Origin of the sequence: Micromonospora sp. NPDC049171, assembly GCF_040648275.1 — a bacterium.
Lineage (GTDB): Bacteria > Actinomycetota > Actinomycetes > Mycobacteriales > Micromonosporaceae > Micromonospora.
Genome location: NZ_JBEZDJ010000016.1, coordinates 25,024 through 50,830, shown reverse-complemented (window position 1 = coordinate 50,830; position 25,807 = coordinate 25,024). Strand labels below are relative to the sequence as shown.

Annotated in this window: 26 protein-coding genes and 2 pseudogenes; 8 read left to right on the top strand and 20 right to left on the bottom strand. The window is 70.6% G+C overall.

The window, feature by feature from the left end; genetic code table 11:
* Nucleotides 1-88: 88 nt before the first annotated feature.
* Nucleotides 89-256: pseudogene (locus AB0B14_RS20685) on the bottom strand (NmrA family transcriptional regulator); the annotation flags it as partial.
* A gap of 344 nt (nt 257-600) precedes the next feature.
* On the bottom strand, nt 601-2,529 hold the full coding sequence (gene htpG / locus AB0B14_RS20680; protein WP_357523586.1) for a molecular chaperone HtpG: 1,929 nt from the start codon (nt 2,527-2,529) through the stop codon (nt 601-603).
* A gap of 149 nt (nt 2,530-2,678) precedes the next feature.
* Here htpG and AB0B14_RS20675 point away from each other — a divergent pair, with 149 nt between their 5' ends.
* On the top strand, nt 2,679-3,377 hold the full coding sequence (locus AB0B14_RS20675) for an SDR family oxidoreductase (RefSeq protein WP_357523584.1): 699 nt from the start codon (nt 2,679-2,681) through the stop codon (nt 3,375-3,377).
* A gap of 110 nt (nt 3,378-3,487) precedes the next feature.
* On the opposite strand, the gene AB0B14_RS20670 is transcribed toward AB0B14_RS20675, so the two are convergent.
* On the bottom strand, nt 3,488-3,994 hold the full coding sequence (locus AB0B14_RS20670) for a hypothetical protein (protein WP_357078568.1): 507 nt from the start codon (nt 3,992-3,994) through the stop codon (nt 3,488-3,490).
* A gap of 135 nt (nt 3,995-4,129) precedes the next feature.
* Nucleotides 4,130-5,578 (bottom strand): M28 family peptidase, encoded by a 1,449-nt coding sequence (locus tag AB0B14_RS20665; RefSeq protein WP_357078571.1) that lies wholly within the window; start codon nt 5,576-5,578, stop codon nt 4,130-4,132.
* A 203-nt stretch (nt 5,579-5,781) separates the two neighbouring features.
* On the opposite strand from AB0B14_RS20665, the gene AB0B14_RS20660 reads away from it, so the two are divergent.
* Entirely contained in the window at nt 5,782-8,553 is a 2,772-nt protein-coding gene (locus AB0B14_RS20660) for an ATP-binding protein (protein WP_357523582.1), read from the top strand.
* Between the two features lie 28 nt (nt 8,554-8,581).
* Here AB0B14_RS20660 and AB0B14_RS20655 read toward each other — a convergent pair whose 3' ends face one another.
* Both AB0B14_RS20655 and AB0B14_RS20650 read right to left on the bottom strand, forming a co-directional pair.
* Nucleotides 8,582-9,334, bottom strand: coding sequence for a hypothetical protein (locus AB0B14_RS20655; protein WP_357523580.1), 753 nt, complete (start codon nt 9,332-9,334; stop codon nt 8,582-8,584).
* Entirely contained in the window at nt 9,331-9,831 is a 501-nt protein-coding gene (locus tag AB0B14_RS20650; protein ID WP_357078580.1) for a SigE family RNA polymerase sigma factor, read from the bottom strand. The genes AB0B14_RS20655 and AB0B14_RS20650 overlap by 4 nt, the downstream gene beginning before the upstream one ends.
* Nucleotides 9,832-9,968: 137 nt before the next feature.
* On the opposite strand from AB0B14_RS20650, the gene AB0B14_RS20645 reads away from it, so the two are divergent.
* The gene (locus AB0B14_RS20645) at nt 9,969-10,805 is read left to right on the top strand and encodes a DUF3152 domain-containing protein (RefSeq protein ID WP_357523578.1); all 837 of its coding nucleotides are present in this window, start codon (nt 9,969-9,971) and stop codon (nt 10,803-10,805) included.
* Nucleotides 10,806-10,827: 22 nt separating this feature from the next.
* Here AB0B14_RS20645 and AB0B14_RS20640 read toward each other — a convergent pair whose 3' ends face one another.
* The 13 genes and pseudogenes from AB0B14_RS20640 to AB0B14_RS20580 all read right to left on the bottom strand — a co-directional run bounded on the left by AB0B14_RS20640 (nt 10,828) and on the right by AB0B14_RS20580 (nt 20,118).
* The gene (locus AB0B14_RS20640; RefSeq protein WP_357523576.1) at nt 10,828-11,631 is read right to left on the bottom strand and encodes a hypothetical protein; all 804 of its coding nucleotides are present in this window, start codon (nt 11,629-11,631) and stop codon (nt 10,828-10,830) included.
* A gap of 178 nt (nt 11,632-11,809) precedes the next feature.
* Nucleotides 11,810-12,343 (bottom strand): annotated as a pseudogene (locus AB0B14_RS20635) (snapalysin family zinc-dependent metalloprotease); the annotation flags it as partial.
* Nucleotides 12,344-12,515: 172 nt separating this feature from the next.
* Nucleotides 12,516-13,094, bottom strand: coding sequence for a dihydrofolate reductase family protein (locus AB0B14_RS20630; RefSeq protein WP_357523574.1), 579 nt, complete (start codon nt 13,092-13,094; stop codon nt 12,516-12,518).
* Nucleotides 13,091-14,290 carry an RNA polymerase sigma factor gene (locus AB0B14_RS20625; protein ID WP_357523572.1) on the bottom strand — a complete coding sequence of 400 codons (1,200 nt, stop codon included), beginning with the start codon at nt 14,288-14,290 and terminating at the stop codon, nt 13,091-13,093. Before AB0B14_RS20625 ends, AB0B14_RS20630 begins: the two co-directional genes overlap by 4 nt.
* Nucleotides 14,291-14,310: 20 nt before the next feature.
* Nucleotides 14,311-14,664 carry a YciI family protein gene (locus tag AB0B14_RS20620; RefSeq protein WP_357523571.1) on the bottom strand — a complete coding sequence of 118 codons (354 nt, stop codon included), beginning with the start codon at nt 14,662-14,664 and terminating at the stop codon, nt 14,311-14,313.
* Nucleotides 14,665-14,704: 40 nt separating this feature from the next.
* The gene (locus tag AB0B14_RS20615; protein WP_357078598.1) at nt 14,705-15,118 is read right to left on the bottom strand and encodes a DUF6069 family protein; all 414 of its coding nucleotides are present in this window, start codon (nt 15,116-15,118) and stop codon (nt 14,705-14,707) included.
* A gap of 118 nt (nt 15,119-15,236) precedes the next feature.
* Nucleotides 15,237-15,548, bottom strand: coding sequence for a hypothetical protein (locus AB0B14_RS20610; RefSeq protein WP_357523569.1), 312 nt, complete (start codon nt 15,546-15,548; stop codon nt 15,237-15,239).
* Between the two features lie 272 nt (nt 15,549-15,820).
* Complete coding sequence (locus AB0B14_RS20605) at nt 15,821-16,147, bottom strand: L-rhamnose mutarotase (RefSeq protein WP_357078604.1); 327 nt, start codon at nt 16,145-16,147, stop codon at nt 15,821-15,823.
* Nucleotides 16,148-16,509: 362 nt separating this feature from the next.
* Nucleotides 16,510-17,361: an NAD(P)-dependent oxidoreductase gene (locus tag AB0B14_RS20600; protein ID WP_357078607.1), complete on the bottom strand. Its 852-nt coding sequence runs from the start codon at nt 17,359-17,361 to the stop codon at nt 16,510-16,512.
* A gap of 223 nt (nt 17,362-17,584) precedes the next feature.
* Nucleotides 17,585-18,526: a hypothetical protein gene (locus tag AB0B14_RS20595; RefSeq protein ID WP_357523567.1), complete on the bottom strand. Its 942-nt coding sequence runs from the start codon at nt 18,524-18,526 to the stop codon at nt 17,585-17,587.
* Nucleotides 18,523-18,858, bottom strand: coding sequence for a PadR family transcriptional regulator (locus AB0B14_RS20590; RefSeq protein WP_357078614.1), 336 nt, complete (start codon nt 18,856-18,858; stop codon nt 18,523-18,525). Before AB0B14_RS20590 ends, AB0B14_RS20595 begins: the two co-directional genes overlap by 4 nt.
* 191 nt (nt 18,859-19,049) lie before the next feature.
* On the bottom strand, nt 19,050-19,247 hold the full coding sequence (locus AB0B14_RS20585) for a DUF397 domain-containing protein (RefSeq protein ID WP_357523565.1): 198 nt from the start codon (nt 19,245-19,247) through the stop codon (nt 19,050-19,052).
* Nucleotides 19,240-20,118 carry a helix-turn-helix transcriptional regulator gene (locus AB0B14_RS20580; RefSeq protein ID WP_357523563.1) on the bottom strand — a complete coding sequence of 293 codons (879 nt, stop codon included), beginning with the start codon at nt 20,116-20,118 and terminating at the stop codon, nt 19,240-19,242. Before AB0B14_RS20580 ends, AB0B14_RS20585 begins: the two co-directional genes overlap by 8 nt.
* 321 nt (nt 20,119-20,439) lie before the next feature.
* Here AB0B14_RS20580 and AB0B14_RS20575 point away from each other — a divergent pair, with 321 nt between their 5' ends.
* The 5 genes from AB0B14_RS20575 (at nt 20,440) to AB0B14_RS20555 (ending at nt 24,099) form a co-directional block, all read left to right on the top strand.
* Nucleotides 20,440-20,643 carry a hypothetical protein gene (locus tag AB0B14_RS20575; RefSeq protein ID WP_357078623.1) on the top strand — a complete coding sequence of 68 codons (204 nt, stop codon included), beginning with the start codon at nt 20,440-20,442 and terminating at the stop codon, nt 20,641-20,643.
* Nucleotides 20,644-20,690: 47 nt separating this feature from the next.
* Nucleotides 20,691-20,903: a hypothetical protein gene (locus AB0B14_RS20570; RefSeq protein WP_357523561.1), complete on the top strand. Its 213-nt coding sequence runs from the start codon at nt 20,691-20,693 to the stop codon at nt 20,901-20,903.
* A gap of 139 nt (nt 20,904-21,042) precedes the next feature.
* Nucleotides 21,043-21,672, top strand: coding sequence for a TetR/AcrR family transcriptional regulator (locus AB0B14_RS20565; RefSeq protein ID WP_357078629.1), 630 nt, complete (start codon nt 21,043-21,045; stop codon nt 21,670-21,672).
* A 33-nt stretch (nt 21,673-21,705) separates the two neighbouring features.
* Nucleotides 21,706-23,199, top strand: coding sequence for an MFS transporter (locus tag AB0B14_RS20560; protein WP_357523559.1), 1,494 nt, complete (start codon nt 21,706-21,708; stop codon nt 23,197-23,199).
* A gap of 108 nt (nt 23,200-23,307) precedes the next feature.
* Complete coding sequence (locus tag AB0B14_RS20555) at nt 23,308-24,099, top strand: maleylpyruvate isomerase family mycothiol-dependent enzyme (RefSeq protein WP_357523557.1); 792 nt, start codon at nt 23,308-23,310, stop codon at nt 24,097-24,099.
* 41 nt (nt 24,100-24,140) lie between these two features.
* Here AB0B14_RS20555 and AB0B14_RS20550 read toward each other — a convergent pair whose 3' ends face one another.
* Nucleotides 24,141-25,340 carry an RtcB family protein gene (locus AB0B14_RS20550; protein ID WP_357523555.1) on the bottom strand — a complete coding sequence of 400 codons (1,200 nt, stop codon included), beginning with the start codon at nt 25,338-25,340 and terminating at the stop codon, nt 24,141-24,143.
* Between the last annotated feature and the right edge of the window lie 467 nt (nt 25,341-25,807).

Here is a 25,807-nt window from a genome sequence, read left to right as displayed (position 1 = left end):
GAACCACGTCTCCGGCGGATGGTTCTCTTCGTACTCCGGGCCCGTGCGAGGACAGCACGACGACGCGTCGTACACCGGCATCCCGGGCGGCCTCCAGGGCATCCCGTACCGTCGTCGGAACGGCTCCGGCGAGGAAGACGCCGTGGACGCCGTCGAAGACGCCGTCGTACTCGAGCGGGCGGGTGATGGACCCCTCGACGACCTCGACCCCGTCGGGCCAGTCGTCGGCCTGGCCGGGCTCGGCGAGAACCCGCACCCTGTCGCCGGCGCCCAGCAGTTGCCGAGCCAGGCTCCGCCCGACGATCCCGGTGGGGCTGCTGCCCGCATCCTTGCGGGCGTTGACCGCGGTCAACAGGCGCAGACGGGCGTGCGATGGATTCGTCGGTCGATTGTCTGCAGGCACGGCAAGACTCCCAGCACGAAAGCGGAGATCTTGCGCCTCCCGCTGGCCGGGAGGGTGCGGACCTTGACGTCGCCGACGTTACCAGGCGAGGGCACCAGCCTCGTCGATCATGAAGTTGTGGTGCCTGTTGGGCACGGTGACTGGCGCTTTGTCACCCACCACAACTCCATGATCGACGAGGCGACCTGATGGACGGCTTACAGGGTGCGGGCCAGGCGGTCGGCGAGCGTCCGGGTGAAGCGGGCCGGGTCGGTCAGCTCGCCACCCTCGGCGAGCACCGCCAGGCCGTAGAGCAGCTCGGCGGTCTCGGTCAGGGTGGCGGAGTCACTGCCCTGCTCGTGGGCCTTGCGCAGCCCGGAGACGAGCGGGTGACCCGGGTTGATCTCCAGGATCCGCTTGGTGGCGGGGATCTCGTGCCCCATCGCCCGGTACATCTTCTCCAGGGTCGGGGTGAGGTCCTGGGCGTCGCCGACGACGCAGGCCGGTGAGGTGGTCAGCCGGGACGACAGCCGGACCTCCCGGACGCTGTCGGTCAGGGTGGTGCCCAGCCAGTCGAGCAGCCCGGCGAACTCCTGTCGCTGCTGCTCGCGCTCGGCCTCGGCCTGCTGCTTCTCCTCGTCGGTGTCCAGGTCGATCTCGCCCTTGGCGATCGAGCGCAGCGGCCGGCCGTCGTACGTGCCGACCCGCTCGACCCACACCTCGTCGACCTGGTCGGTGAGCAGCAGCACCTCGTGGCCCTTGGCCCGGAACGCCTCCAGGTGCGGGGAGTTCTCGATGGCGGCCCGGGACTCGCCGGTGGCGTACCAGATGTCGCTCTGGCCGTCCTTCATCCGCGACACGTAGCCGGCCAGGTCGGTGGGCTCGGCGGGGTCGTTCGTGGAGGCCACCGACAGGATGTCCAGCAGCGTGTCCCGGTTGTCGGTGTCGTCGATCAGCCCTTCCTTGACCACCGCGCCGAACTCGGTCCAGAAGGTGCGGTAGCGCTCGGCGTGGTTGGCCTTCAGGTCCTTGACGCTGGCGAGGACCTTCTTGACCAGGCGGCGGCGGACGATCTGGATCTGCCGGTCCTGCTGGAGGATCTCCCGGGAGATGTTCAGCGACAGGTCGTGCGCGTCGACCACGCCCTTGACGAAGCGCAGGTAGGTCGGGACGAGCGCCTCGCAGTCGTCCATGATGAACACGCGCTTGACGTAGAGCTGGACGCCGCGGCGGCCCTGCGGGGAGAACAGGTCCAGTGGGGCGTGGCTGGGCAGGAACAGCAGTGCCTCGTACTCGAAGGTGCCCTCGCCCTTCATGTGCACGACCTCGAGCGGGTCGGCCCAGTCGTGGCTGACGTGCTTGTAGAACTCGTTGTACTCGGCGGCGTCGACCTCGTCGCGGGGCCGCGCCCACAGCGCCTTCATCGAGTTGAGGGTCTGCACCTCGCTGGTGGCGGCCTCGCCGTCGGCGCCGGGGCGCTCGACGGTCATCCGGATCGGCCAGGCGATGAAGTCGGAGTAGCGCTTGACGATCTCGCGGATGGTCCACTCGGCGGTGTAGTCGTGCAGGTTGTCCTCGGTGTCGACCGGCTTGAGGTGCAGGGTCACCGTGGTGCCCTGCGGGGCCTCGTCGACGGCCTCGATCGAGTAGGTGCCCTCGCCGGTGGACTCCCAGCGGGTGCCGCCGGTCTCGCCGGCCTTGCGGGTCAGCAGGGTGACCCGGTCGGCGACCATGAACGCGGCGTAGAAGCCGACGCCGAACTGGCCGATCAGATCCTGCTTGGCGTGGGCGTCGGCGGATTCGCGCAGCTGACGCAGCAACTCGGCGGTGCCGGACTTGGCGATGGTGCCGATCAGCGCGACCACCTCGTCGCGGGTCATCCCGATGCCGTTGTCCCGCACGGTCAGGGTGCGGGCGTCCCGGTCGACCTCGACGGCGACGTGCAGGTCGTCGGTGTCGGCGACGAGGTCCTTGTCGACAAGCGTGGCCAGCCGGAGCTTGTCCAGGGCGTCGGACGCGTTCGAGATGAGCTCCCGTAGGAAGACGTCCTTGTTCGAATAGATCGAGTGGACCACCAACTGGAGGAGCTGACGCGCCTCGGCCTGGAATTCCAACGTTTCGGCCTGGTTGCTCACACCGTCTCCCATCTCGGCTCGTGCGGAGGTTCGCGGAAAGGATACGAGTCGTCACCCGCCGCGTGGTGACCGCATCCCGTCGTATTCCCGATCGGGATGGACCGCCCTGGTGAGATAGCTGACTTTGGTAAACAGAAGTCAGGTGGGATAGCGTCGCCGCCATGAAGATCGCAGGCAGCACCGCCCTCGTCACCGGCGCCAACCGCGGCTTCGGCCGGCACCTGGCCGCCGAACTCCTCGCCCGTGGCGCCACCGTCTACGCCGGGGCCCGCAACCCGGACACCGTCGACCTGCCCGGCGTGACGCCGGTACGCCTCGACATCACCGACCCCGCCTCGGTGGCCGCCGCCGCCAAGCTGGCCGGCGACGTCAACATCCTGATCAACAACGCCGGCATCGAGACCGGCACCGACCTGCTCGACGGCGACCTGGACCTCGTCCGGCTGGAGCTGGAGACCCACTACTTCGGCAACCTGTCGATGGTTCGGGCGTTCGCTCCGATCGTCGCGGGCAACGGCGGTGGGACGATTCTCAACGTGCTCTCCGCGCTGTCCTGGGTCAACTTCCCGAACGTCGGGGCGTACGGCGCCGCGAAGTCCGCCGAGTGGGCGATGACCAACGCGCTGCGCCTCCAGCTCGCCGAGCGGGGCGTGCGGGTCGCCGGCCTGCACGTCGGTTACATGGACACCGACATGACCGCCGGGATCGACGCCCCGAAGTCCGACCCGGCGGTGATCGCCCGGCTCGGCGTGGACGGCATCGAGGCCGACGCGTACGAGATCGTCACCGACGAGACCAGCCGCCAGGTGCAGGCCGGACTGGCCGGCGGCGTCGCCGCGCTCTACCCGCAACTCCCCTGACCTGCCACACCACGGCCGCGACCGGGCCGCCGCCGACTCCCGCGGCGGCGGCCCGTCCCCCGGGTACGCGGGCGGCCTTCGCCCCGCGTACCCGGCTCGACGCACGTCGCTCAGCAGCCACCGCAGCCGTAGAAGAGGATGTCCCAGTGGCTGCCCTCCTTGGTGTAGAGGTTGCCGGAGGGAGCGCGGTACTGGTAGCCGAAGCCGGCGATGTAGCCGACGTAGGTGTAGTTCGCCGAGATGTAGTTCTGGATGCAGGTGCTCAACGCGATGTCGAGCTTGTAGCCGTTCCAGTGGCTGTACGTGCCCCCGGCGTGCCCGGTCTCGGTGCCGGCGGTGACGGTGACCGCGCAGCCGCTGGCCCGCCTGAAGGTGATGATGCCGTCGATGGTGGCCTGCCGCACCCCGTCGAACGAGGTGCAGGTGGGCACGTTGCGGTCGCTGCAGTTGCCGCTGGAGGTCCAGGAGATGCCGGCGGCGCGCAGCTGTGAGGTGGCGCTGGAGTGGCTGATGGCGAAGGCCGGGGCGGCCAGGCCCAGCGCGGCGCCGACCGTGGCGAGGGTGGCCACGAGCAGCGTGAGCACGCGGCGGCGCAGGGTGGGTCGGGTGGATGACATGGCACTCCCGTTCGCATGAGGGGTGAAATTTTGCGAATCAGGGGCCGGCCTTGAAGGATTTCTACCAGAGATCGACCGGCGTGACTAGATGTCGGGTGGAGGGGACACTCGCCGCCCGCCTCCACCCGACGCCCGTCAGCTCGCCTGCAACGTCACGTCGTCGATGACGAAGCTGGTCTGCAACGACGAGTCCTCGGTGCCGGTGAACCGCAACGTCACCGTCTGCCCGGCGAACCCGGCCACGTTGAAGCTGCGCTGGACGTAGCCGGCGGCGGCGTTGAGATTCGAGTACGTGGCCAGTGTGGTCGACCCCACCTGCACGGTGAGCCGGTCGTACACCCTGGACCCGGTGGTCTCGGCCGTGTCGATGTGCAGCCAGAACGACAGCGTGTAGCTGGCGCAGCCGGCCGGCAGGGTCACCGACTGGTACAGGCTCTCGGTGCCGGTGCTGCCATTGCCGTTGAGCCACGCCTTGTACGACCCGGTCCGGGCCGGCTGGCCGCTGGCGTTGGTGATCACACCGGAGGACGCGGTCCACGGCGTGCCGCCGCTCTCGAAGCCGCCGTTGCCGACCACCTGACCGCCGGTGCAGCTCGGGGTGCCCCCGCTGACGGCGAGCTGCCACAGCGCGTACGCGACACCGTCGGCCGCCCGGTTCAACACGGTGGCGCTGACGTTCGCGGTGGTGTCGCAGGCCCGGTGGTAGCACGGGTCGTACGCCGAGTTGGCGGTGCCGCCCCACTTGGCCGCCTGGGAGCTGCTCTTGCGGGCGCTGGCGCCGGCCGCGTAGCCCGAGGTGGGGATGCCGGCCTGCTGGAAGTAGTAGTCGTCGGAGCGGCCCTGACCCTCGACGTTCTCCTCCGGCGACAGGCCCAACGAGTCCCAGTACGCCTTCAGTGGCGCCGCCGTGGTCGAGCTGACCCGGTTGATGAAGTAGCCGCCGTTGACCGAGCCGACCATGTCGAAGTTGTAGTAGCCCTTGATATAGCCGCGCTGGGTGCTGCTGAGCGAGTTGACGTAGAACCGGGAGCCGTTGAGCCCCTGCTCCTCGTCGGTCCACCAGGCGAACCGGACCCGCTTCGTCACCGTCGGGTTCTGCGCGGCCAGGACCAGCGCGTTCTCCAGCAGGGTCGCCGAGCCGGTGCCGTTGTCGTTGATGCCCGGACCGGCCGAGACGCCGTCCAGGTGCGCGCCGAACATGACGACCTGGTCGGCCGGACCGCCCGGCCACTCCGCGATCAGGTTGTTCGACGGGTACGTGCAGCTGGAGCAGTACTGCTCGCTGACGGTGTAGCCGGCCGACTGGAGCCTGGTCTTGACGTAGGTGAGCGAGGCGGTGTAGCCGGCCGAGCCGGCCCGGCGGTTGCCGCCGTTGCTGCTGGCGATGGCGTTGAACTGGGTCAGGTGGGCCTGGACGTTGGTGACGGAGATGTCCGGTGCGGCCAGGGCGGCGGCGGACGCGGCGATCGGCCGGGCCACTGTCGCGGTGGTGGGCGACGCGGTCACCGGCTGGGCGGCCAGCGTCACCGTCATTCCGGCGAACACGGCGAGCGCGACACCCGCGCTCAGCGTTCTGCCTCTCATGGGGGCTCCTCGGGGTTGGAGAGATACCCGTGAGACTTACAGATGTCTATGTCGCGAGCATCGGTCGTTCGTTTCGAACCGCCACCGCTTCGACGGTAGGTACCGGCGTCGGCACAGGTGAGTAGAGGTGTCAGGATGGGTAGGTAACGCCAGCAGGGGTCGTGGGGCCCGGAACGGGGGCTTGCGATGGGGCCGGGTCGAGCGTGACGGGACCCCGCACCGACCTGTTCACCGGTGGCGGTGACACCGGCCGGTTGATGGCAGAGCTGGACTGGGCACGCACCCCCCTCGGCCCGGTGACCGGCTGGCCGCAGAGCCTGCGCGCCGCGGTCCGGATGGTGCTCTCGTCCCGGTACCCAATGCTGCTGCTCTGGGGAGAGAGCTTCTCCCAGCTCTACAACGACGCGTACTCCGCGCTGATCGGCGACAAGCACCCGGCCGCGCTCGGCGACGACGTGCGGGTCACCCTGGCCGAGGGGTGGGACGTCCTCGCCCCGCTCATCGAGCAGGCCACGGCGACCGGGGTGGCCAGCTGGGTCCCCGCCCTGCGGCTGCTGCTGGAGCGGGCCGGCTACCGCGAGGAGGCGTACTTCAGCGTCTCGCACGCCCCGGTCCGCGACGACGACGGGGCCACCGTCGGCGTGCTCACCGTGTGCAGCGAGGTCACCGAGCAGGTGGTCGGCGAACGCCGGCTGCGGCTGCTGCGTGACCTGTCCGTTCTCGGCGACGGGCGCACCGTCGACGTGCACGCCACCGGCGCCCGGCTGGCCGACGCGATCGAGAGCCAACCGCTGGACGTGCCGTTCACCGCCATCTACCTGCGCGACGGCACGCTGCTGCGGCGAGTCGCCTGCACGGGCGGCGACCAGGGGTACGCGGGGGCACTGCCGGACACCGTCGAGCTGACCGACCCCGGCCCGGCCGCGGACGGGTGGGGGCTGGCGGACGCGGCGCAGGGCCGAGCGACAGCGGTGCCCGACGTCGCCGACCGGCTGCCCCTGCCCGGCGGCCCGTGGGGCGACCCGGTCCGCACGGCGTTGGCGCTGCCGCTGCCCTCGGGCGGTGAGGATCAGCCGCTCGGTGTCCTGCTGGCGGGGGTCAGCCCCAGCCGGGGGCTCGACGAGGCGTACCGGTCCTTCTACCAGCTCCTGGCCCAGCAGATCTCCGTGGCGTTGCGCAACGCACAGGAGTACGAGCAGGAGCGGCGTCGGGTCGAGGCGCTCGCCGAACTGGACCGGGTGAAGACCGACTTCTTCGCCAACGTCAGCCACGAGTTCCGTACCCCGCTGACCCTCATCCTCGGCCCGCTCACCGACGCCCTCGCGGATGCCACCGCGCCGCTGGCGGCGGTGCAGCGGGAGCGGGTGGAAACCTCCTGGCGTAACGCCACCCGACTGTTGACCCTGGTCAACAGCCTGCTCACCTTCTCCAGCCTGGAGGCCGGACGGGCCCGCAGCGACGCCCGCGTGGTCGACCTGGCGGCGCTCACCGCCGAGCTGGCCGGCGTGTTCCGGGCCGCCGTCGAGCGGGCCGGGCTGACTCTCGAAGTGCTCTGCCCGCCGCTGCCCCGCCCGGTCACGGTCGACCCGGTCAACTGGGAACGCATCGTCACGAACCTGCTGTCCAACGCCCTGAAGTACACGTTCATCGGCCGCATCCGGGTCGCCCTGGACGCCGACGACGAGGAGGTCCGCCTCACCGTCGCGGACACCGGCATCGGCATCGCCGAACCGGACCTGCCGAAACTCTTCGAACGCTTCCACCGGGTCCGGGGTGCCCGTTCCCGCAGCCACGAGGGCACGGGCATCGGCCTGGCCCTGGCGTACGAGTTGGCCCGGCTGGAGGGTGGCGAGGTGCGGGTGGCGAGCCGGGTGGGTGTCGGCAGCACGTTCACCGTGGCGCTGCCCTGGTCCGCGGCTCGCCGCACGGCGGTGAGCGAGCCGTCGCCGGTCGGACGGGGCGACGCGGCCCGCGCCACCGCCCAGGAGGCGATGGGCTGGCTCACCGAGCCGGGCGGCGACCCGACCGGGTCCGGCGACGCCTCCGGTCCGGCCGTGGACGAGCTGGCCGGGGCGCGGATCCTCATCGCCGACGACAACGCCGACATGCGGGCGTACCTCAGTCGGTTGCTCAGCGGGCAGGGTTGGCGGGTCCGGGCCGTCACCGACGGCCGGCAGGCCCTCGACGAGGTCCACCGCGACCGTCCGGACCTGGTCCTCACCGACGTGATGATGCCGGTGCTGGACGGCTTCGACCTGGTCCGCCGGCTCCGCGCCGACCCGGCGACCCGGTCCCTGCCGGTGCTGGTGCTCTCCGCCCGTGCCGGCGGTCAGGCCAGCGTGGAGGGCCTCACCCTGGGCGCCGACGACTACCTGGTGAAGCCGTTCGCCGCGGCGGAGCTGATCGCCCGGGTCCGGGCCGGCATCCGGCGGGCCCGCCGCCACCCGACGGGCAACGCCACCGCACCGACTGTCGACGCGGCGTCGGCGCGGCCCGACCCCCGCAACGCCGTCGCGCCGCCCCGGACGGTCACCGCCGGGCGGGACGCGCCGGTGCTGCCGCAGGCCCCGACCGACCCGAGCGGGCTGGGCGACCTCCTGGACGTCGGGTGGACCTACCCGTCCACCCCCACCTCGGCGGCGGCCATGCGTCGGGACGTCCGGCTGACGCTTGACGACCTCGATGTCGACCCGGACGTGTTGGAGGATCTTCTGCTCGCCGCGTCCGAGGCGATGAACAACGCGGTCGAGCACGCGCAGCGGCCCAGCCGTCCGGAGGTGCGGGTCCGGCTCCAGGTGGGCGGCGGGCTGATCCGGGTCTCGGTACGCGACTTCGGCACCTGGCGGGACCGCCGCCCGGCGATGGATCGCGGGCGCGGCGCGTTGCTGATGAACGCCTACGGCGACGTGCGGCTGGTCTCCACCGCCGAGGGCACGACGGTGACCATCGAGCGCCGGTTGGACGACCCGGCCTGAGCCGACCCTGCGTGGTCGGGCCTGCGCGTCAGAGTCGGCGGCCGTCGGCGTCGCGGGCGATGATGCCGTCGAGCCGCTCCCCCGGGGCCAGCGTGGCCGGCTCGAACCAGAAGATCACCACCTGCTTGTCGAGACTCCACCGGGCCAACCGGGCATCGACCTGCCGACCGTCCACGGTGCCGATGATCCGGACGGCGGGGCCGACGAAGTAGCCGAAGGTGGGCACCGGTTCGGCGGACAGGCTCTCGTCGTAGCCGATCTCGTGGAACCCGGCGCTGCGGTCGGACCCTTCGACGTCGTTGACCAGGAGGTCCGTGGTCAACAGGCCGTCCGGATCCTGGCGACCGGCGGCCAACCCGATGGTCACCCCCGGCTCGCCGGGCACCGACAGCCCGATCATGTAGTAGACCCGCCGGTCGGAGCCGTGCCGCACCCCGCTGTCGATCAGCTGACCCAGGGGCTTCGGGGGCGGCACGTCACGGACCTTCGTCGGCGGTGACGTGGGCTTCATCGCCTCCGGCACCATCGAGACACCGGCCGACGGCGACCCGACGGCGACCGGTGGTGGGCGTTCGGGGGCGGGCGGATCGCCCGGCCCGGCGACGACCCCCACCACGACCACGGCGGCGACGCCGGCCGCGAGCGTCGCCGCTCCCGCTCCGGCAACCCGCCGACGGGTACGCAGCCGACGCCCCTCGCGCATCACCAGGGTCAGGTCGAGCATGGGGTCGGGGCGCTCGGTCGCCCGCATGGCGTCGCGGAGCCGTTCCCACTCGCTCATCGGCGCGCCTCCCTGTCGGCCGTCCGCGGCGCGGCGGTGCGCAGCTTCTCCAAAGCTCGCGAGCTGGTGCTCTTGACCGTGCCCACGGACACGGCGAGTTCCCGGGCCACCTGCGCCTCCGTAAGGTCGAAGTAGTAGCGCAACACGACGATGGCCCGCTCACGGGGGCTGAGCGCGCCCAGGATGGTGATCAACCACCGCCGGGTGGCCACCTCGTCGGCCACGTCGTCGCGCCGCTGTTCCGGCACCTCGTCGGTCGGATACTCCCGCATCGGTCGCCGCCACCCGTCGACCAGGTGGTTGACCAGGGTGCGGCGGGCGTACCCGTAGGCATCGTCGTCGTGGACCCGCGACCAGGACGCGTAGGTGCGGACCAGGGCGGTCTGCGCGGCGTCCTCGGCCTGGTGGTGGTCACCGGTCATCAGGAACGCGGCATGCACGAGTCGCGCGGACGCCGCTCTCGCGAACTCGACGAACTCCGCGTCACCCCGCGCCACCGTGAACCCTCCCCCGTGCCACCACCGCTAGGGACGGGCGAGACCGGAAAAAGGTTGAGCCGAAATCACCTCAACCTTTCGCCGCGGTCACCCGTCTTCTCCTCCGCTGCCGCCGATCGGCACGCGAGGGGAGAGACATGTCGACGAAGGTTACCCGCCGATGGCGTACCGCCTCGGGGGCGTCACTGCTGGTGGTGGCGCTGCTCACCGGGTGTGGTCCGACAACCACCGGGCAGGCCGACGCCGACCCCGTCGCCGCCGCACCGCCGCCCGGCCGGCCGACGCCGACCTCCGCCGCGGGCCGGCCGACCGGAGTCGCCGGTGTCCCACCCACGTCCGCGCCCGCCGTCCCGGTCGCCTACCCCGCCTCCGGCAGCAACCGCTGGTCGACGGCGCCCGCCGAGGCCGCACCCGCACACGGGACCGGCGGTCGGTTGCTGCGCTACCGGGTCAGCGTGGAACGCGACATCCGGGGCCTGCCGGTGGGCGACATCGCCACGGCGATCTCCACGACGTTGAACGACCCCCGCGGGTGGACGGCCGGCGGGGCGTGGCGACTGCGCCGGGTGGGTGCCGGTGACCCGACCGACTTCACCATCTACCTGGCGACCCCCGGCACCCGTGACACGCTCTGCCAGGACGTGCCGGACGCCTACACCTCGTGCCGCAACGGTGCCCGGGTGGTGCTCAACGTGGCGCGCTGGGTCAAGGCGGTGCCGGGCTACGGCGCGAGCCTGACCACCTACCGGGAGTACATGGTCAACCACGAGGTGGGGCACAAACTCGGGTTCGGTCACGAACGGTGCCCCGGGCAGGGCCGGCCGGCGCCGGTGATGCAGCAGCAGACGTTGGGCCTGCACGGCTGCACGGCGAACGCCTGGCCGTACCCGAAGGGCACGGTCCGCTACAGCGGGCCGGTCGGGGCGTACGACGACGACATCCCGCGGCGCGAGGGCGCATACTCGGCGCCCTGATCCCGGCGCCCGGGGGCCGGGATCAGGTGCGGCGACGTTCCTGTTCGAGCCGCTCGTCCAGCCGACCCAGTTCGTAGATGTCGTTGAGGGTGGTGGGCAGCCGCCGGACATTGTCCGGCGCGGCCTCGAAACCCGGCTCAGGATCGAAACCCGGCTCAGGATCGAAACCCGGCTCAGGATCGAGACCCGGCTCAGGATCGAAACCGGGCTCAGGGTCGAGGGCCGGCCCAGGGCCGGGAGACGGCGCGGCGGGGCCGCGCGACAGCTCAGGGCCGCGCGACAGCTCGGGGCCGCGCGACAGCTCGGGGCCGCGAGACGGCGCGGGCGCGGCGGCCGTCCGGCGGCGGCGCAGGAACAGGAGTGCCAGCACCGCGAGGGCGGCGGCGACCAGCAGGGAGTACGCGAGGGGCCACCCGTCGCGAGCGGGGCTGACGAGTACCGGCGAGGCAGCCGAAGCGGGGGTGTCGGCGCCGTCGCGCGGGGGCACGGTGGCCTCGCGGGTGCCCGTGCCCGTGCCGGTGGCGGGGCCGGCGGGGCCGTTCGGGGCGGCGGGGCCCGCCGGTGCGCGGACGGCGACCGACGACCCGACCTGCGCCGGGGTGGCGCTGGGCCCCGGCAGGGTGGGGCGGTCGGTGGCCGTCGGTGACCCGGGCGTGGCCGTCGGGGTGGCGAACGGCGTCGCGCTCGGCGTCGCGCCGTTGCCGAGCAGGTCGTCGACGATCCGGCCGACGCCGCCGAGGAGGTCCCCCACCGGGTCCGAGGTGGCCGACGGGGACGGCGCGGGCGCGAGGGCCAGGGTCAACATGAGGGCGACGACGGCAGGCACGGGTCCACCTCCGGGGTGTCGGTGTGTCCGGCACCGTACCGCAGGGGGAAAAGGTGTGGGTGACCCCGCCCGGCCGTCGGCGGGGACGCGACCCGCGCGTCCCCGCCGAGGTGTCCCGGATGGTCCGACGGGCAGACCGCCGACCTGGGTGGAGGTCCACCGTCGGCCCGATGTCCTAGGCGCCGGCCCAGGTGTACGTCGTGCTGGCCGGTGCGGCCAGGGTGCCGGCGAACAGCGAGTTCACCCGGCTCGCCTCGGCCGAACTGGGGTTGGCGTTGCGGCAGGAGACCGGGGCGCTGCTGCCCGACATCAGGTCGGAGCAGAGCCCGGTGCGCCGGTCCGGCAGGCCCAGGATGTGGCCCAGCTCGTGGGCGGCGATCCGGTTGCGGTCGTAGCCCTGGTTGACGGCCGTGCGGCCCATCCAGATCCGGCCCGAGCCGAGGCCGGTCGGCTGCGCGCGGGGCCAGCCGTCGTCGACGTAGATGGTGATGCTGGCCGGGGTGCCGGGCTGGAGCCGGACGGTGCTGACCCGGCTGTTCCAGATCTGCGCGGCCTGGTCGAAGTTGGTGCGGAACTCGCCGGTCCGGCTCGCGTCGTAGTAGACGGTGCGTACGGCGGCGGCCGGCGCACCGGTGGTGAGCTGCACCCCGGCTGTCGCCAGGATCGCCACCAGCATGGCCAGCGCCGTCCGTAGCACTTGTCGTTGGAACATCACGCACTCCCCTGCGGTCGTCCGGCGACCGTCGGCCAGCCGCCGATCATTGATGTGTGTCAATGCTACGGCGGTGACTGTCGATGTCCGGCATAGCGGAAGCGTCATACCGGCGTCCTCTCGGCGGCGATGCGGTAGGCCGACGAGGGTTCCGGATGGCTGTGCGGATCGGTCAGACGTGCAGGGTGGGCCGGTAGATGAGCTCCTGGGTGCGGCCGTCGAGGGTCCGGCTCTCGATCAGCTCCAGGTCGAAGTCGGCCGCGTCCTGGAAGATCGGCTCGGTACCGGTCTTTCCGGTGATCACCGGAAAGACCGTCACCTGGACGAAGTCGACCAGACCGGCGGCCATCAGCGCACGGTTCATCGACAGGCTGCCGTGCGAGCGCAGGGGCACCTCGGACTCCTCCCTGAGCCGGGCGACGACGTCGACGGCGTCGCCGCGCGCGACAGTCGCGTCCGGCCAGTCGAGGGGGCCTTCCAGCGTGTTCGACACCACTGTCGCCGGGAGGGCCCTCATCCGGGTCACCCAGGCGTCGCGGACCTCGGACTCCTCGGTGCTCGCGGCCAGCATCTGCGCGAACACCCGGTACGTGCGGGCGCCGAAGACCATGCGCTGCTCCGCGCCGTAGGCGGCCAGTCGGTGCGCGAGCAGCTCGGGGCCCTGCTTGCCCCAGTAGCCGCCCCAGTTGCCGCTGGTGGTGCCGAAGCCATCGAGGCTGGCGAAGACGTCGACGGTGTAGGTGGCGGTCATGATTCGCTCCTGCTGTGGGTGAGTGCGGCACGACGTGTCCGCAGGTGGGCGTGCTCGGTCTCGTTGCTGGTCAGCGCCATGGCCTGGTCGTACGCGGCCCGGGCCTCGTCGTCGCGTCCGAGCCGGAGGAGCAGCTCGGCTCGGGTGGCGGGCAGCCGGTGGTAGCCCGGCAGGTCGAGGCCCGCCAACTCGGCGAGGGCCACCGCCGGTCCGTGCACCTCGGCGACGGCGACCGCGCGGTTGAGCGCGACGACCGGGGTCGGCGCGAGCGCGAGGAGCTGGTCGTACAGCGCCAGGACCTGCGCCCAGTCGGTGGCGGCGCCGTCGGTGTGCACCGCGCCGATCGCGGCCTGGATCTGGTACGGGCCGGGCCGGTTGCGCCGCAGACATCGCCGGACCAGGTCGTGCCCCTCGACGATGAGCGCCCGGTTCCACAGTGACCGGTCCTGGTCGGCCAACAACACCAACTCCCCGGTCGGGCCGAGCCGGGCGGAGCGGCGTGCCTCGGTCAGCAGCAGCAGGGCGAGCAGGCCCAGCACCTCGGGCTCGTCGGGCATCAGCGCGGCCAGCTCGCGGGCGAGTCGGATCGCCTCGGTGCACAGGTCCGTTCTGATCAGCGGGCCGGCGGTGGACGCGTAGCCCTCGTTGAACATCAGGTAGAGCACGGTGAGCACGTACGGCAGGCGGTCCGGCAACTCGTGGTCGGCGGGTACCCGGTAGGGGATGCCCGCGTCGCGGATCTTCTTCTTCGCGCGCACGATCCGCTGCGCGATCGTCGACTCCTGGGTCAGGTAGGCCCGGGCGATCTCCGGTACGTCGAGACCACCGAGCAGGCGAAGCGTGAGGGCGGTCCGCGCGTCCGGGCCGAGCGCCGGGTGGCAGCAGGTGAAGATGAGTCGTAGTTGGTCGTCGTTCACCGGTCCCACCTCTCGGGGTTGGTCCTGTTGGTGCAGCAGCAGGGCCTGGGCGTGCCGGGCCTCCCGGGTCGACTCCCGGCGGAGCCGGTCGATCGCCCGGTTGCGGGCGGTGGTCACGATCCAGGCACCCGGGTTCGGCGGCGGGGTCTGCCACTTCTGCACAGCGGTGGTGAAGGCGTCCTGGACCGCCTCCTCGGCGAGGTTGAGGTCACCGAGGAGGCGGGTCAGGGTGGCGACACAGCGGCCGTACTCCGCGCGGTAGATGCTCGCCAGGTCCATGTCGGGTGACCGGCTCCTGGTCAGGCCTGGGACAGGTCGTCGAAGGGGCGCACCTCGATCGGGCCGCAGGCCGCCGCGCACTGCTCGGCCCAGGCCAGCGCCTGGTCCAGGTCCGCGCACTTGATGACCCAGAATCCGGCGATGTGCTCCTTCGTCTCGGCGAACGGCCCATCGCTCATGGTGGTGGCGCCGTTCTCGATCCGAACGACTGTGGCGCTGTCCGGTGACCGGAGACCTCCGGCGAAGACCCAGGCGCCCGCGGCCTGCATCTCGTCGTTGATCCGGCCGGTCTCCCGGAACATGGTCTGCATCTCCTCGTCGGACGGGTCCGGCTCACCCTCGACGACGTGCACGGACAGCAGGTACTGCTTCATGACGATCCTCCGCTGGTTCGATGGTGGAATGGGCGGTCGGTCAGGCGGCCAGGCGACGTGCGACAGCAGGGACAACGATCGCGGCCGCGACCAGGTGAGTGAGCATCAGCAGCGCCTTGGTGGCCGCCCCCGCGTCGACGATGACGTCCGGCACCAGTGACAGCACCGTCAGCACGACCGTAGTGCGAACGAACACGCGTCGCGGGTGCCGGGCGAAGCGCGACAGCACCGCGGCGAGGATCACCCCGACCAGCGAGAACGCGGCGGTCAGCACACCGAAGCCCGACACCGGAATCGGCGCGTCGGCCACGTCGAGGCTGATCCCCGCCGCTCGGCCGGCGGCAGCGATGGCCATGGTGGCGGCGCTCGCGGCGACCGTGGCGGCGATACCGGTCCGGATCAGCGCGCCGACGGTCGACGTGGTGGCGCGGGTGGTGGTCGCTGTGCTGGTCATCGTGCCCTCCGGTGGGTGTGCGGCCCGCCGCGGTGGCGGGCTCTCACCAGGGCTACGAACTGAACCGATCCCAATCGACAGGTACGCCGAATATTTTTTCCCGCTGTGCCGAGCGCGCTCAGGAGGGGCGGTAGACGAACAGCGCCCAGAGGAGTGGAACAGCGGCCAACGGCGCCACGCACAGGGCACCGATGCGCACCCAGGACGGCAGGCTGGCTCTGCGGGCCAGCACGACGGCCGCCACGCCGTACCCGCCCGCCAGTAGCGCGGTCGGCAGTGACGCCCACGGCTCGGGCCCGCACTCCGACGGGTCCTGCACGAAGGGGGGCCGGCACGGCTCGGACGGGGCCATGGCCGTGGCCAGCGTTATGCCCGACAGGCACATGATCGGCAGTAGCGGGACGGCCAACAGCGCGAGTGTGACAGCCACCCCGAGGCTGGTGCGGCGCCGCGGTGTCGTCCCGTGCTGCTGCCCGTCTGCGCCGCCCCTGCTTCCACGATCGGTCACCGTCGCCCCCGCGATGCCCAGGTGATCCGTTGTCACAGGACCACTCGGATCCAATCTCGACACCGGCATCGTAGTGCGGTCCCACACATCACTCGCCGCGTCGATCATGGAGTTGTGCTGGGTGACAAAGCGGTAGTTAATCGCCATTTCCGGCACCACAACTCCATGATCGACACGGTCGACCACCCCGGAGGTCAGGCCTGGGCGGGTGCCTCGTCGGCCAGGTGCCAGATCTCCCGCATCGGGGCCCACCAGTCCCCCGAGCCGGGCTCGGCGATCGATTCCTGACACGGGTCGGTCAGCTTCCACCACTCCTGCGTCTGCGGGTCCGCCGCGATCAGCCGCAGGTCGGCCTCGTAGTCGTCGCCGACGTACTCGTAGTAGCCGAAGAGCAGGTCGCCGTGGAGAAAGATGGTGTAGTTGCGGAAGTTCGCCTCCCGCAGCGTCTGCTCGACGCTCGGCCAGACGTCGGCGTGTAACCGCAGATAGGTTTCCCGCTGTTCCGGGCGGAGTCGGATCACGCAGCCATGACGTTGCACGTCGGGCCCCCTCGTGTGAGCTGGTCGGTTCGAGCTGGCCCGGAGGCCACGGTCAACGACCCCACACCGTCCGCCGGCCGGTGGCCGTGGTGGACGATGCGCGCTGACCGCCGGACCAGGCGGTGTGCCGGTCCGAGCGACCGATGATCTCAGCAGCCCGCGTCGAGATCAACGATTGGTGCAACGCCCGTATTCGTGACCGGTCGTATTCGTCCGCGTCCCGGCCAGCAGTGTCGGCGTACGGCTTCGAGTGCAGAGCCGGGTACGCCACCGAGCACACGGTAGCTATCGACATCTACGAGTGCGGCTGCGGCTCGCGGCCGAGCTCGCTCGGCAAGGATTAACTACAGTCGCCGTTGGGTGGATGCTCGTCCTGAGGAGGGGACAGGGGGCGCTACGACATGTCGCAGAGAATACTCGGCGCTGGTGTAGGTGCCGCCTTGAAAGGCTGCGGCGTCGATCGGCGTATCCGAGCCGGGCACCCGAGCGGCATAACTCTCCGCGTCGTCTACCGGCAGATAGCCGAGCTGCGCTCCGGCGGCGGTGTCCCAGAACGCGCGTGTATTGGCGGAAACGGCGTAGGCGGTAACAAAGTGCACATCCGGCGCGGTGATAGCCGCACGGATGAAGCCGACGCCGTCGCGCGGGCTCAACCAGGTTGCCAGATACCGGGCCTCGGTCGGCTCCTCCTCGAAACTGCCGATTCGCAGGCACACCACCGACAGCCCGAACTTGTCGGCGTACATGCGCCCGAGTGCTTCGATGGCGACCTTGCTCACCCCGTAGAACCCGTCCGGTCGAACCGGTGCGTCTGGTCCGACAACCTGCCCGACCGGGTAGAAGCCGGTGACACGGTTGCTACTGGCCACGACAACTCGTCCTACCTTCTGTCGGCGGGCTGCCTCCAACACGTGATACGTGCCCAGCACGTTGGTGTCCAGCAGGTCGGCCAAGGGTGCCTCATCCGGAAGCCCGGCCAGATGCACCACGGCGTCCGCCGCCTCCAGAGCGGCGACTACGGCGTCGAGGTCTGCCAGATCCAGTCGGATCGCCCGCTCTGTCGGAGACTGTGGCTGCACCGGAACCCGATCGACCAGCACGAGTTGGCGAACCTCATCGCGCAGGTGTTGACAGACTGCCGATCCGATCCGACCTGCTGCACCCGTGACCACGACCGTGCCCAGTTGTGAACTCATGGCCTACATTCTGGCGGTACACACCGACAGGATGATCATTGTCGCGCCGATGACGCAGCCCGCGCGACAGACCTAAACGAGCATGCAACCCGGCCAGAATGTCCGCGCCGCCGCGCTGAGAGCGGAAGGTCGAATGGTTGCATCAGATGCAACTCGGCCTATTTACTCCGCCGGGGCGAGATGTCCGTGCGGAGCGACCACGCCGCACAGGTTAAAGATCAAGTTAGAGGGCGACCTGCTGGCGGGCGGCCATCCTGCTGACCGCGACGTTGATGGCGAAAATCCCGGCCACGGCCCCCAGGAGCACAGTTCGGGGGCTCAGCTCCCAGTACTCGCGCTGCCAGTCCGCTGGCTGGTAGGGCAGCGTCGCCAGGATCGGCACCAGCAGGAGCACGCTGGCCGCGATCGACATCCGCACATCCAACGCCGCCCCCACGAGGGCCGCCACCAGCCCACCGACCGCGATGACTGGCAGCGTGAGCGGGTCTTCCCAGCCATTGAGTGGGTTGGGCGTCAGGACCGTCACGCTGATCGCCGCGCCGACAAGCCAGGCCCACTGTCGCGTGCCCCGTGGTTGGCGCGCTCGAAGCAGCGGCACCATCGTCAGCACGGCCAACAGGCAGGCCCACGTCGGAAGCTGCATGGCCAGGTGGAGAACGGCCTGGAGCCCCAATGGGTGTGCCTCGCCCCCCATCTCCGGATCCGCGTACCACCCGGAATACCACATTTTCGCACCGAGCGCGCCGATGGCCAGGGCGAACGCGAGGCGGTAGCGAGCCCATGCCGCGGCGGCCAACGCGAGGAGCAACAGTCCGGGTGTGGCCAGGCTGCCGGCGAAAACCGGGAGGTCGAAAGGGAGCGCGGGCAGCAACAACTGCACCACGACGGGCTTGGCCGCGAGGGCGATGCCGCCCACGAGCAGGGACAGCGCGGTCAGTCGCAGCGCGGAGTGCAGCAGTGCGGCTCGGGAGCCGAGCCGGTCCACGCCGGTACGGACCCGCAGACCTGCCACCACGAGTGCCACGGACTCCCGAAGGCTCAGGTGCCTCCGGTCCGTCTCAGCCCCGCCCAGCAGCGTTTCCAACATCTCGTCGGCGCGGTACTGCCGGTAGGCCCGAGGGTAGGCGCGCAGCAGCCACCGGTAGCGGCGCTCCAGCCCGGTCATGCCGGCACCGTCCGCACGGTCGCAGCCGTCGACGGCAGGGAACGGTCTCGAACGATCCGAGCCGCAGCGGCCAACCGTGCCGCCTCCTCCTGGAGTGCGGACAACCCGTGCCCGGTCAGCTCGTAGGTGCGGCGGGCGCGGCCGTTGACCACCGTCTCCGCGGCAAGTCGCACCATCTCCTCGCCGGCGAGCCGGTCCAACGCGGCGTACAGCGTGCCAGTCGTCAACCGCACCCGCCCGTCGGACAGGTCCTGCACGCGCTTGACGATGGCGTAGCCGTGCAAGGGCTCGTCCTGCAACGCGGCGAGGATGAAGTAGGTGGGTTCACGCATCGGCACGGAGCGTTTAGGCATGTCACTTACATAAGCAGATCAACAACCTATCGGTCAAGCGCGGATCCATCCCCAGTTGGCCTGGCTGCGGTCGTACCCAGACACGGAAGAGGGAGCCTTCCGCGAAGAAGGCTCCCTTCTATGCCTGGGATCCTTGGCAGGAACGCCTGCGGTGACTCTCCGGGGCGTGCTCAGCTCAACGCATCAGCACGAACGCCAGCGATGAAGGCTCGCCAGGTGCCCGCAGTGAACGCCAGGGCCGGCCCCTGCACATCCTTGCTGTCTCGCACACCGACCAACCCCGGAAGGTTGTCGGCCACCTCGACGCAGTTGCCCTCGTTGCCACTGCGGCTGCTTTTGCGCCAGAGAGCACCAGTCATGTCACTCATCGTAGGTCTCCTTAATCACGGTGCTGATCAGATCCTCTGACGCGCGCTCGCTGAGGGCAAGATCCAAGAGCGTCTGCCAGACCTCAGAGTACGTCTCAACCTCACTCGGCCGATCCAGGTAAAGGCTGCCGGTCAGAGACTCGCAGTAGACCGTGCTTGGCTCCGCCGGCCGTGTACCAACCGCCGGAAAGTCAAGCAGCACGAACGCTCCGGCAACGGACGCGCGGTGTGGCCCGGTGGCCAGCGGCAACACTCTGACGGAGATGTTCGGAGCCTGCGCAGCGTTCACCAGGTGGGCAAGCTGAGCACGCCACGCGTCGATGTCACCGATGGGCCTGCGGACTACTGCCTCGTCAATGACCGCATGGAAGCCGGGTGCCGCCGGGCTGCGCCTGCTCAGGAGCTTCTGTCGCTCCATCCGCAGGGCGACCTTCTGCGCCACCTCCTGAGCGCTGCGGTTGGGCTTGGTCTGGAAGACAGCCGCCATGTACTCGGGCGTCTGCAACAGGCCAGGGATAAGCGTCGGTTCGTAGTGGCGTATCCGAGTGGCTGACGCTTCCAGCCCTACGTACAGCTCAAACCAGCCAGGGATCACGTCGTCGTAGGCATGCCACCAGCCGCGAGACTTGCTCTCCCTGGCGAGGCTGACCAACACCTCTGTCAGCTCAGCCGACGTGCCGTAGTGCTGGCACATCAACATCACGTCATGTGTCCGTAGGGACGTCTGACCACTCTCCAGCCGGTACATCTTGGCTCGCGACCATTCAAGGTCGTTGGCTGCGGCTTCCAGGTTGATCCCTGCTTCCTCTCGGGCCTGCCGCAGCAACCGTCCGAGTTGCCGCCTTGGTACGGAGGAACCCGCTTCACCCATCCACCCTCCCAGTCTCACTCCGTGCACCTGTGTGTCTCATTTGGAACAGCGTGCACGGCCAGATGGCCCAGCGTCAATCTCCGAGCGTCAATTTCGATGTGAGACGTTGCAGAACAGCGCCCGAAACATGGATTGTGGCTGGTAGATGGCCTGTTCGACGATGATCTCGGGAGGCAGACGTGCGCCGATGGAAGTGGTTCCAACGTCCAGAAGTGCCGATAGACGTTGTTGAGCGCTCCGCCTACCAACCCGTGGCGTGCGACTCCCTCACGACATCACCGAAGCCGGATGAGGCCACGAGCAAGCGACGAGCGCGCAAGCGTGGCAACCAGCGAGACGACCGTCATGATGCTTGAGGAGATCAGGCCCGAGCCGCCGTTCCTGGTGATCATGGCCGGTTACGTGATCGACCTTCACCACCGCGACGTGTGCTCCAAGTGCCGGCCCGACGGCTCGTGCCCTCGTCTGCGACAGGCCGCCATCCGCCTCAACGCCTGGCGCGACCGAAAGAGCCGGCAGCCGTGAAGGCGGGCGACGTACTGCGGCTGGATCGCGCCGTCAGCGTTCAGTTCATGATCCCGATTGCGGTACGGGTGATCAGAAAGCTCGACTGGCCCACCTACTACGGCTGGTGCTGGATCGACTGCTACCAGGTCGACAGCAGAGGAGAAGCCATCGCGCGGCGCTCCCTGTTCCTTCGGCCCGACCACGTCCAGTACGCGCCACCCCCACCACCGAGGCCGCCTGCCACCAGGCGGAAGCCGCCGCGGCCGTCCCGACTCTGACCACTTGATTCATCCGACGGACGCCGGTTGGAAACGCAATCGTTTCCTGGATGCGGTGCGACGCAACTCACGAAAACCTGCACGATCACACAACCGCGAACTAGGGTCAGTACGACATCGTTTCGCGGGGGGTGCGGGCATGCTGGGTGGTCAGCAGGTGGGAGCGGGTGCCGGGGTCCCGGCGGCCCGGGTGCCTCGCTGCACCGAGAGCGACCTGTTCGCCGTGGTCATCGACCTGCTGCGCGAGGTCGGCTTCGACCGGATGACCATCGACGCCGTCGCCGCCCGTGCCCACGTCAGCAAGGCCACCATCTACCGGCGCTGGGACGGCAAGGCCGAGTTGGTGGTGGCCGCCCTGCGCGACCGGCACGTGGGTGTGCACAACCCGCCCGACACCGGCACCCTGCGCGGCGACCTGATCGAGTTGCTGCGCGCCACGGCCGCGATCTGCGTGGCCGACTGCGACCTGATGCAGGCGTTGACCTTCGCCATGCGGACCAACCCCGAGTTGGAACGCCTGGTGCGCCACCAGGTGCTGCCGGCCGGCCGGGTGGCCAGCACCGCCATCCTGGTCCGTGCCGCCGCGCGCGGGGAGATCCCGCCCGAGGCCGGCGAACGGGAGCTGTTCCACGATCTCGCGCCGGCGCTCACCCTGTCCCGCATCGTCGCGCACGGCCTGCCCGCCGACGACACGTTCCTCACCCAGGTCGTCGACCAGGTGCTCATCCCGGTCCTCCGCTACCAGCCCGACCGCCCGCTTCAAGCCTGACTCATCGACGTCCGCAACACGGAAGGCTTCACCATGCCCGGAACCACCTCGACCGCACCTGGCGCACCCGGCGCCGGAGCGTCGACAAGCACGCCGCACCCGCGGCGCTGGATCGCGCTGGCGGTCATCGCGGTCTCGCAGCTGATGGTCGTCCTGGACGCCACCATCGTGAACATCGCACTGCCGAAGGCCCAGGCCGACCTGGGCATCACCGACGCGAACCGGCAGTGGGTGATCACCGCCTACACGCTGGCCTTCGGCGGTCTGCTGCTGCTCGGCGGCCGGATCGCCGACTACTGGGGTCGCAAGCGCACCTTCCTGGTCGGCATGACCGGTTTCGCGCTGGCCTCCGCCCTGGGTGGCCTGGCCACCACCGGCGGCATGCTCTTCGCCGCCCGCGCGTTGCAGGGCGCGTTCGGCGCGCTGCTCGCCCCGGCCGCGTTGGCGCTGCTCACCGTGCTGTTCACCGAGGCCACCGAGCGGGCCAAGGCGTTCGCGGTGTACGGCGCGATCGCCGGCGGCGGGTCGGCGGTCGGTCTGCTGCTGGGCGGGGTGCTCACCGAGTACGCCGACTGGCGCTGGTGCCTGCTCGTCAACATCCCGGTCGCCGCCATCGCCATCGCGTTCGCGATCCCGCTGGTGCCGGAGAGCCGGGCGCACGGCAACACCCGCTACGACGTACCCGGCGCGGTCGTGGTGACCGCCGGCCTGGTCTCCCTGGTGTACGGCTTCACCAAGGCCGCCGAGGACGGCTGGGACGCCGCCGCGACGCTCGGTTTCATCGCCGCGGGCGTGCTGCTGCTCGCCGTCTTCGTGGTGATCGAGCTGCGCTCCAGCCACCCGCTGCTGCCGCTGCGAATCGTCCTGGACCGCAACCGGGGCGGGGCGTTCCTCACCTCCACGCTGATCGGCGCCGGCCTGTTCGGGGCGTTCCTCTTCCTGACCTTCTACTTCCAGGTGGTGTTGCAGTACAAGCCGCTGGAGGCGGGTCTGGCGTCGCTGCCGGTCACCGCCGGTGTGCTGATCGCCGCGGGTGGCGCCAGCCAGCTGATGCCGCGACTGGGTGCCAAGCCGCTGATGGTCGCCGGTGCCGTGCTCGCCGCCCTGGGCATGCTGGTGCTGACCCAGATCGACGTGGACACCTCGTTCCTCACCCACCTGCTGCCCGCCCAGGTGATCCTGGGCCTGGGGCTGGGCTTCACCTTCGTGCCGCTGTCCAGTCTCGCCCTGGTCGGGGTGCCGGAGCACGACGCCGGCGCGGCCAGCGCGACGCTCAACGCCACCCAGCAGGTCGGTGGTTCGTTGGGCACCGCGCTGCTGAACACCTTCTACACCAGCGCGGTCGCCGCCTACCTGGTCGACCGGGCGCCGAACCCGGTCAACCAGGTCGCCGGCCTGGTGCACGGCTACCGCGTGGCGTTCGCGTGGGGTGCGGTGCTGATCATCCTCGCCGGCCTGGCGACCCTGTTCCTGGTGAAGGTGCGCAAGGAGGACATCCCGACCGGCAACACCGTGCACATGGGCTGAGCTGACCGACGTGGCCGCCGGTCGGACGCCCCGAGCGTGGGGTGGGCCGGCCGGCGGTCGTGTCCGGTACCGTCCCGACCATCGTCGAAAATCCGTTTGAGGAGATCCATGTCAACCCCTGCTGACCAGATCATCACCGCTCTGCGCGCGGGCCACGAGGAGCTCGCCGCGTTCGTCCGCGACCTCAAGGACGACGACCTGCTCCGCCCGTCGGGGGCCAGCGAGTGGCAGGTGTCCCAGGTGCTGAGCCACCTGGGCAGCGGCGCCGAGATCAACCTGGCGACGCTGGACGCCGCCCGCACCGGCGCGCCCGGCCCGGACGGCGACTTCAACCGTGGCGTCTGGGCGCGCTGGGACGCGATGTCCCCGGCCGAGCACGCCGCCGGGTTCCTGGCCGCCAACGAACGGTTGGTCGAGGCGTACGAGGCACTGGACGCCGAGACCCGGGCGTCGATGCGGATCGACCTTGGCTTCCTGCCGGAACCTGTCGACGTGGCCACCGCGGCCCGGTTCCGGCTCAGCGAGTTCGCGCTGCACCAGTGGGACGCCGAGGTGGCGTTCAACCCGTTCGCGGCGGTGACGCCGGATGCGGTGTCGCTGCTGCTCGACCAGGTCGCCGGCATGCTGGGCTGGACCAGCCGGCCGCAGGAGCTGGCCGGGCGGGAGGCCACCCTGCTGGTTCGCCTGCACGCACCGGAGCGGGCGTTCGGGCTGCGGCTGGGCGAGAAGGTCGAGGTTGTCGACGCGCCTTCGCAGGCCGACGGTGAGTTGACCGCACCCGCCGAGGCGTGGCTGCGGTTGGCGGTCGGCCGGCTCGGCTCCGCGTACACCCCGGAGGGCGTGCGGGTGACCGGCCCGCTCACCCTGGACGACCTGCGCCGGGTCTTCGTCGGCTTCTGAGCGTCGCCGCGCGGGCCGGTCGGCCCGGCCCGCGCGGCACGTCAGCCCTTCACGCAGACCACCTGCTTGAGGTGCGCCACCACCTCGACCAGGTCGTCCTGCTGGGCCATCACCTCGGTGATGTCCTTGTACGCGCCGGGGATCTCGTCGACCACCCCGGCGTCCTTGCGGCACTCCACCCCGGCGGTCTGCGTGGCCAGGTCCGCCGTGCTGAACGTCCGCTTGGCCTGCGCCCGCGACATCCGCCGCCCGGCCCCGTGCGAGGCCGAGCAGTACGCGTCCGGGTTACCCCGGCCCCGCACGATGTACGAACCGGTGCCCATCGAGCCGGGGATGATGCCCAGGTCGCCCCGGCCGGCCCGGATCGCGCCCTTGCGGGTGACAAGCACGTCCACCCCGTCGTAGCTCTCCTCCGACACGTAGTTGTGGTGGCACGAGATCGGCTCGTCGTAGCCGACCTGCGGGAAGTGCTCGCGCACCACCCCGCAGAGCAGGGCCAGCATGACGGCCCGGTTGCGCCGCGCGTACTCCTGCGCCCACCACAGGTCCCGCCGGTACGCGTCCATCTCCGGCGTCCCGGCGAGGAACACCGCCAGGTCCCGGTCGGGCAGGTCGGCGTTGTGCGGCAGCCCTCGGGCCACCCCGATGTGCCGCTCGGCCAACTCCTTGCCGATGTTGCGGGACCCGGAGTGCAGCATCAGCCACACCCGGCCCTCGTCGGCACCGCCCTGCTCCAGACAGACCTCGATGAAGTGGTTGCCCCCGCCGAGGGTGCCGAGCTGTCGCCGCGCCCGGGTCTCCAGTTGCGCCACCCGCCGGTCCAGGCCCGCGAAGCGGCCCCAGAAGTCGTCCCAGCCGGCCTGCTCCAGGCCACGGATCCGACGCGTGTCGACCGAGTCCTGCCGCTGGGCGAAGCCGACCGGGATGGTGGCCTCGATCGCGGACCGCAGCCCGGCCAGGTCGTCCGGCAGGTCGGCGGCGGTCAGCGAGGTGCGCACCGCCGACATTCCGCAACCGATGTCGACGCCGACCGCGGCCGGCGAGACGGCCTGCCGCATGGCGATGACCGAGCCGACCGTGGCGCCCTTGCCGAAGTGCACGTCGGGCATGACGGCGACGCCCTGCACCCAGGGCAGCGCGCCGATGTTGCGCAGTTGCCGGGCGGCCTGCGGCTCGATGGCGTACGGGTCGGTCCAGACCCGGACCGGTGCCCGGGTACCGGCGAGGGGGGTGAATCCCATCGTGGTCTCCTTCTGTCGTGCGGTGACCGATAATGATCAAGTTTTGTCCGGCCGGGTCCGGCGGCGGGCGCGGATACGAAACAGCCGCCCGATCCCGGTGGGAGGGGCGGCCGGCGGACGCGTCAGCGTCGGCGTCAGTCGCGCCACCCCGGCTCGTTGCCCCGCAACGCGCCATCGGCACAGGATGTGGCAGTGCCGAGCACAGACGCGCCGGCAGGAAGCAGGCGCCGGGCGGCATCGGTGCGGATGCGTCGCGGCACGGCGTACTCCCTCCGGGTGTGCTCTTCTCGACCTTGCACCGACGAGACTAGGAGGGCGGCGGGGCGTCCGCAATGGATATCGCCGCTCCCGGCCGCCGGCACACAGTTCACCGGCTGTCCGACTGCGCGCCGTGGCGTGCTCACCTGGCGCGGCTAGCTTCGCGCGGGCACTGTCCGCCCCTGTTCCGGGAGAACCACCATCACCAC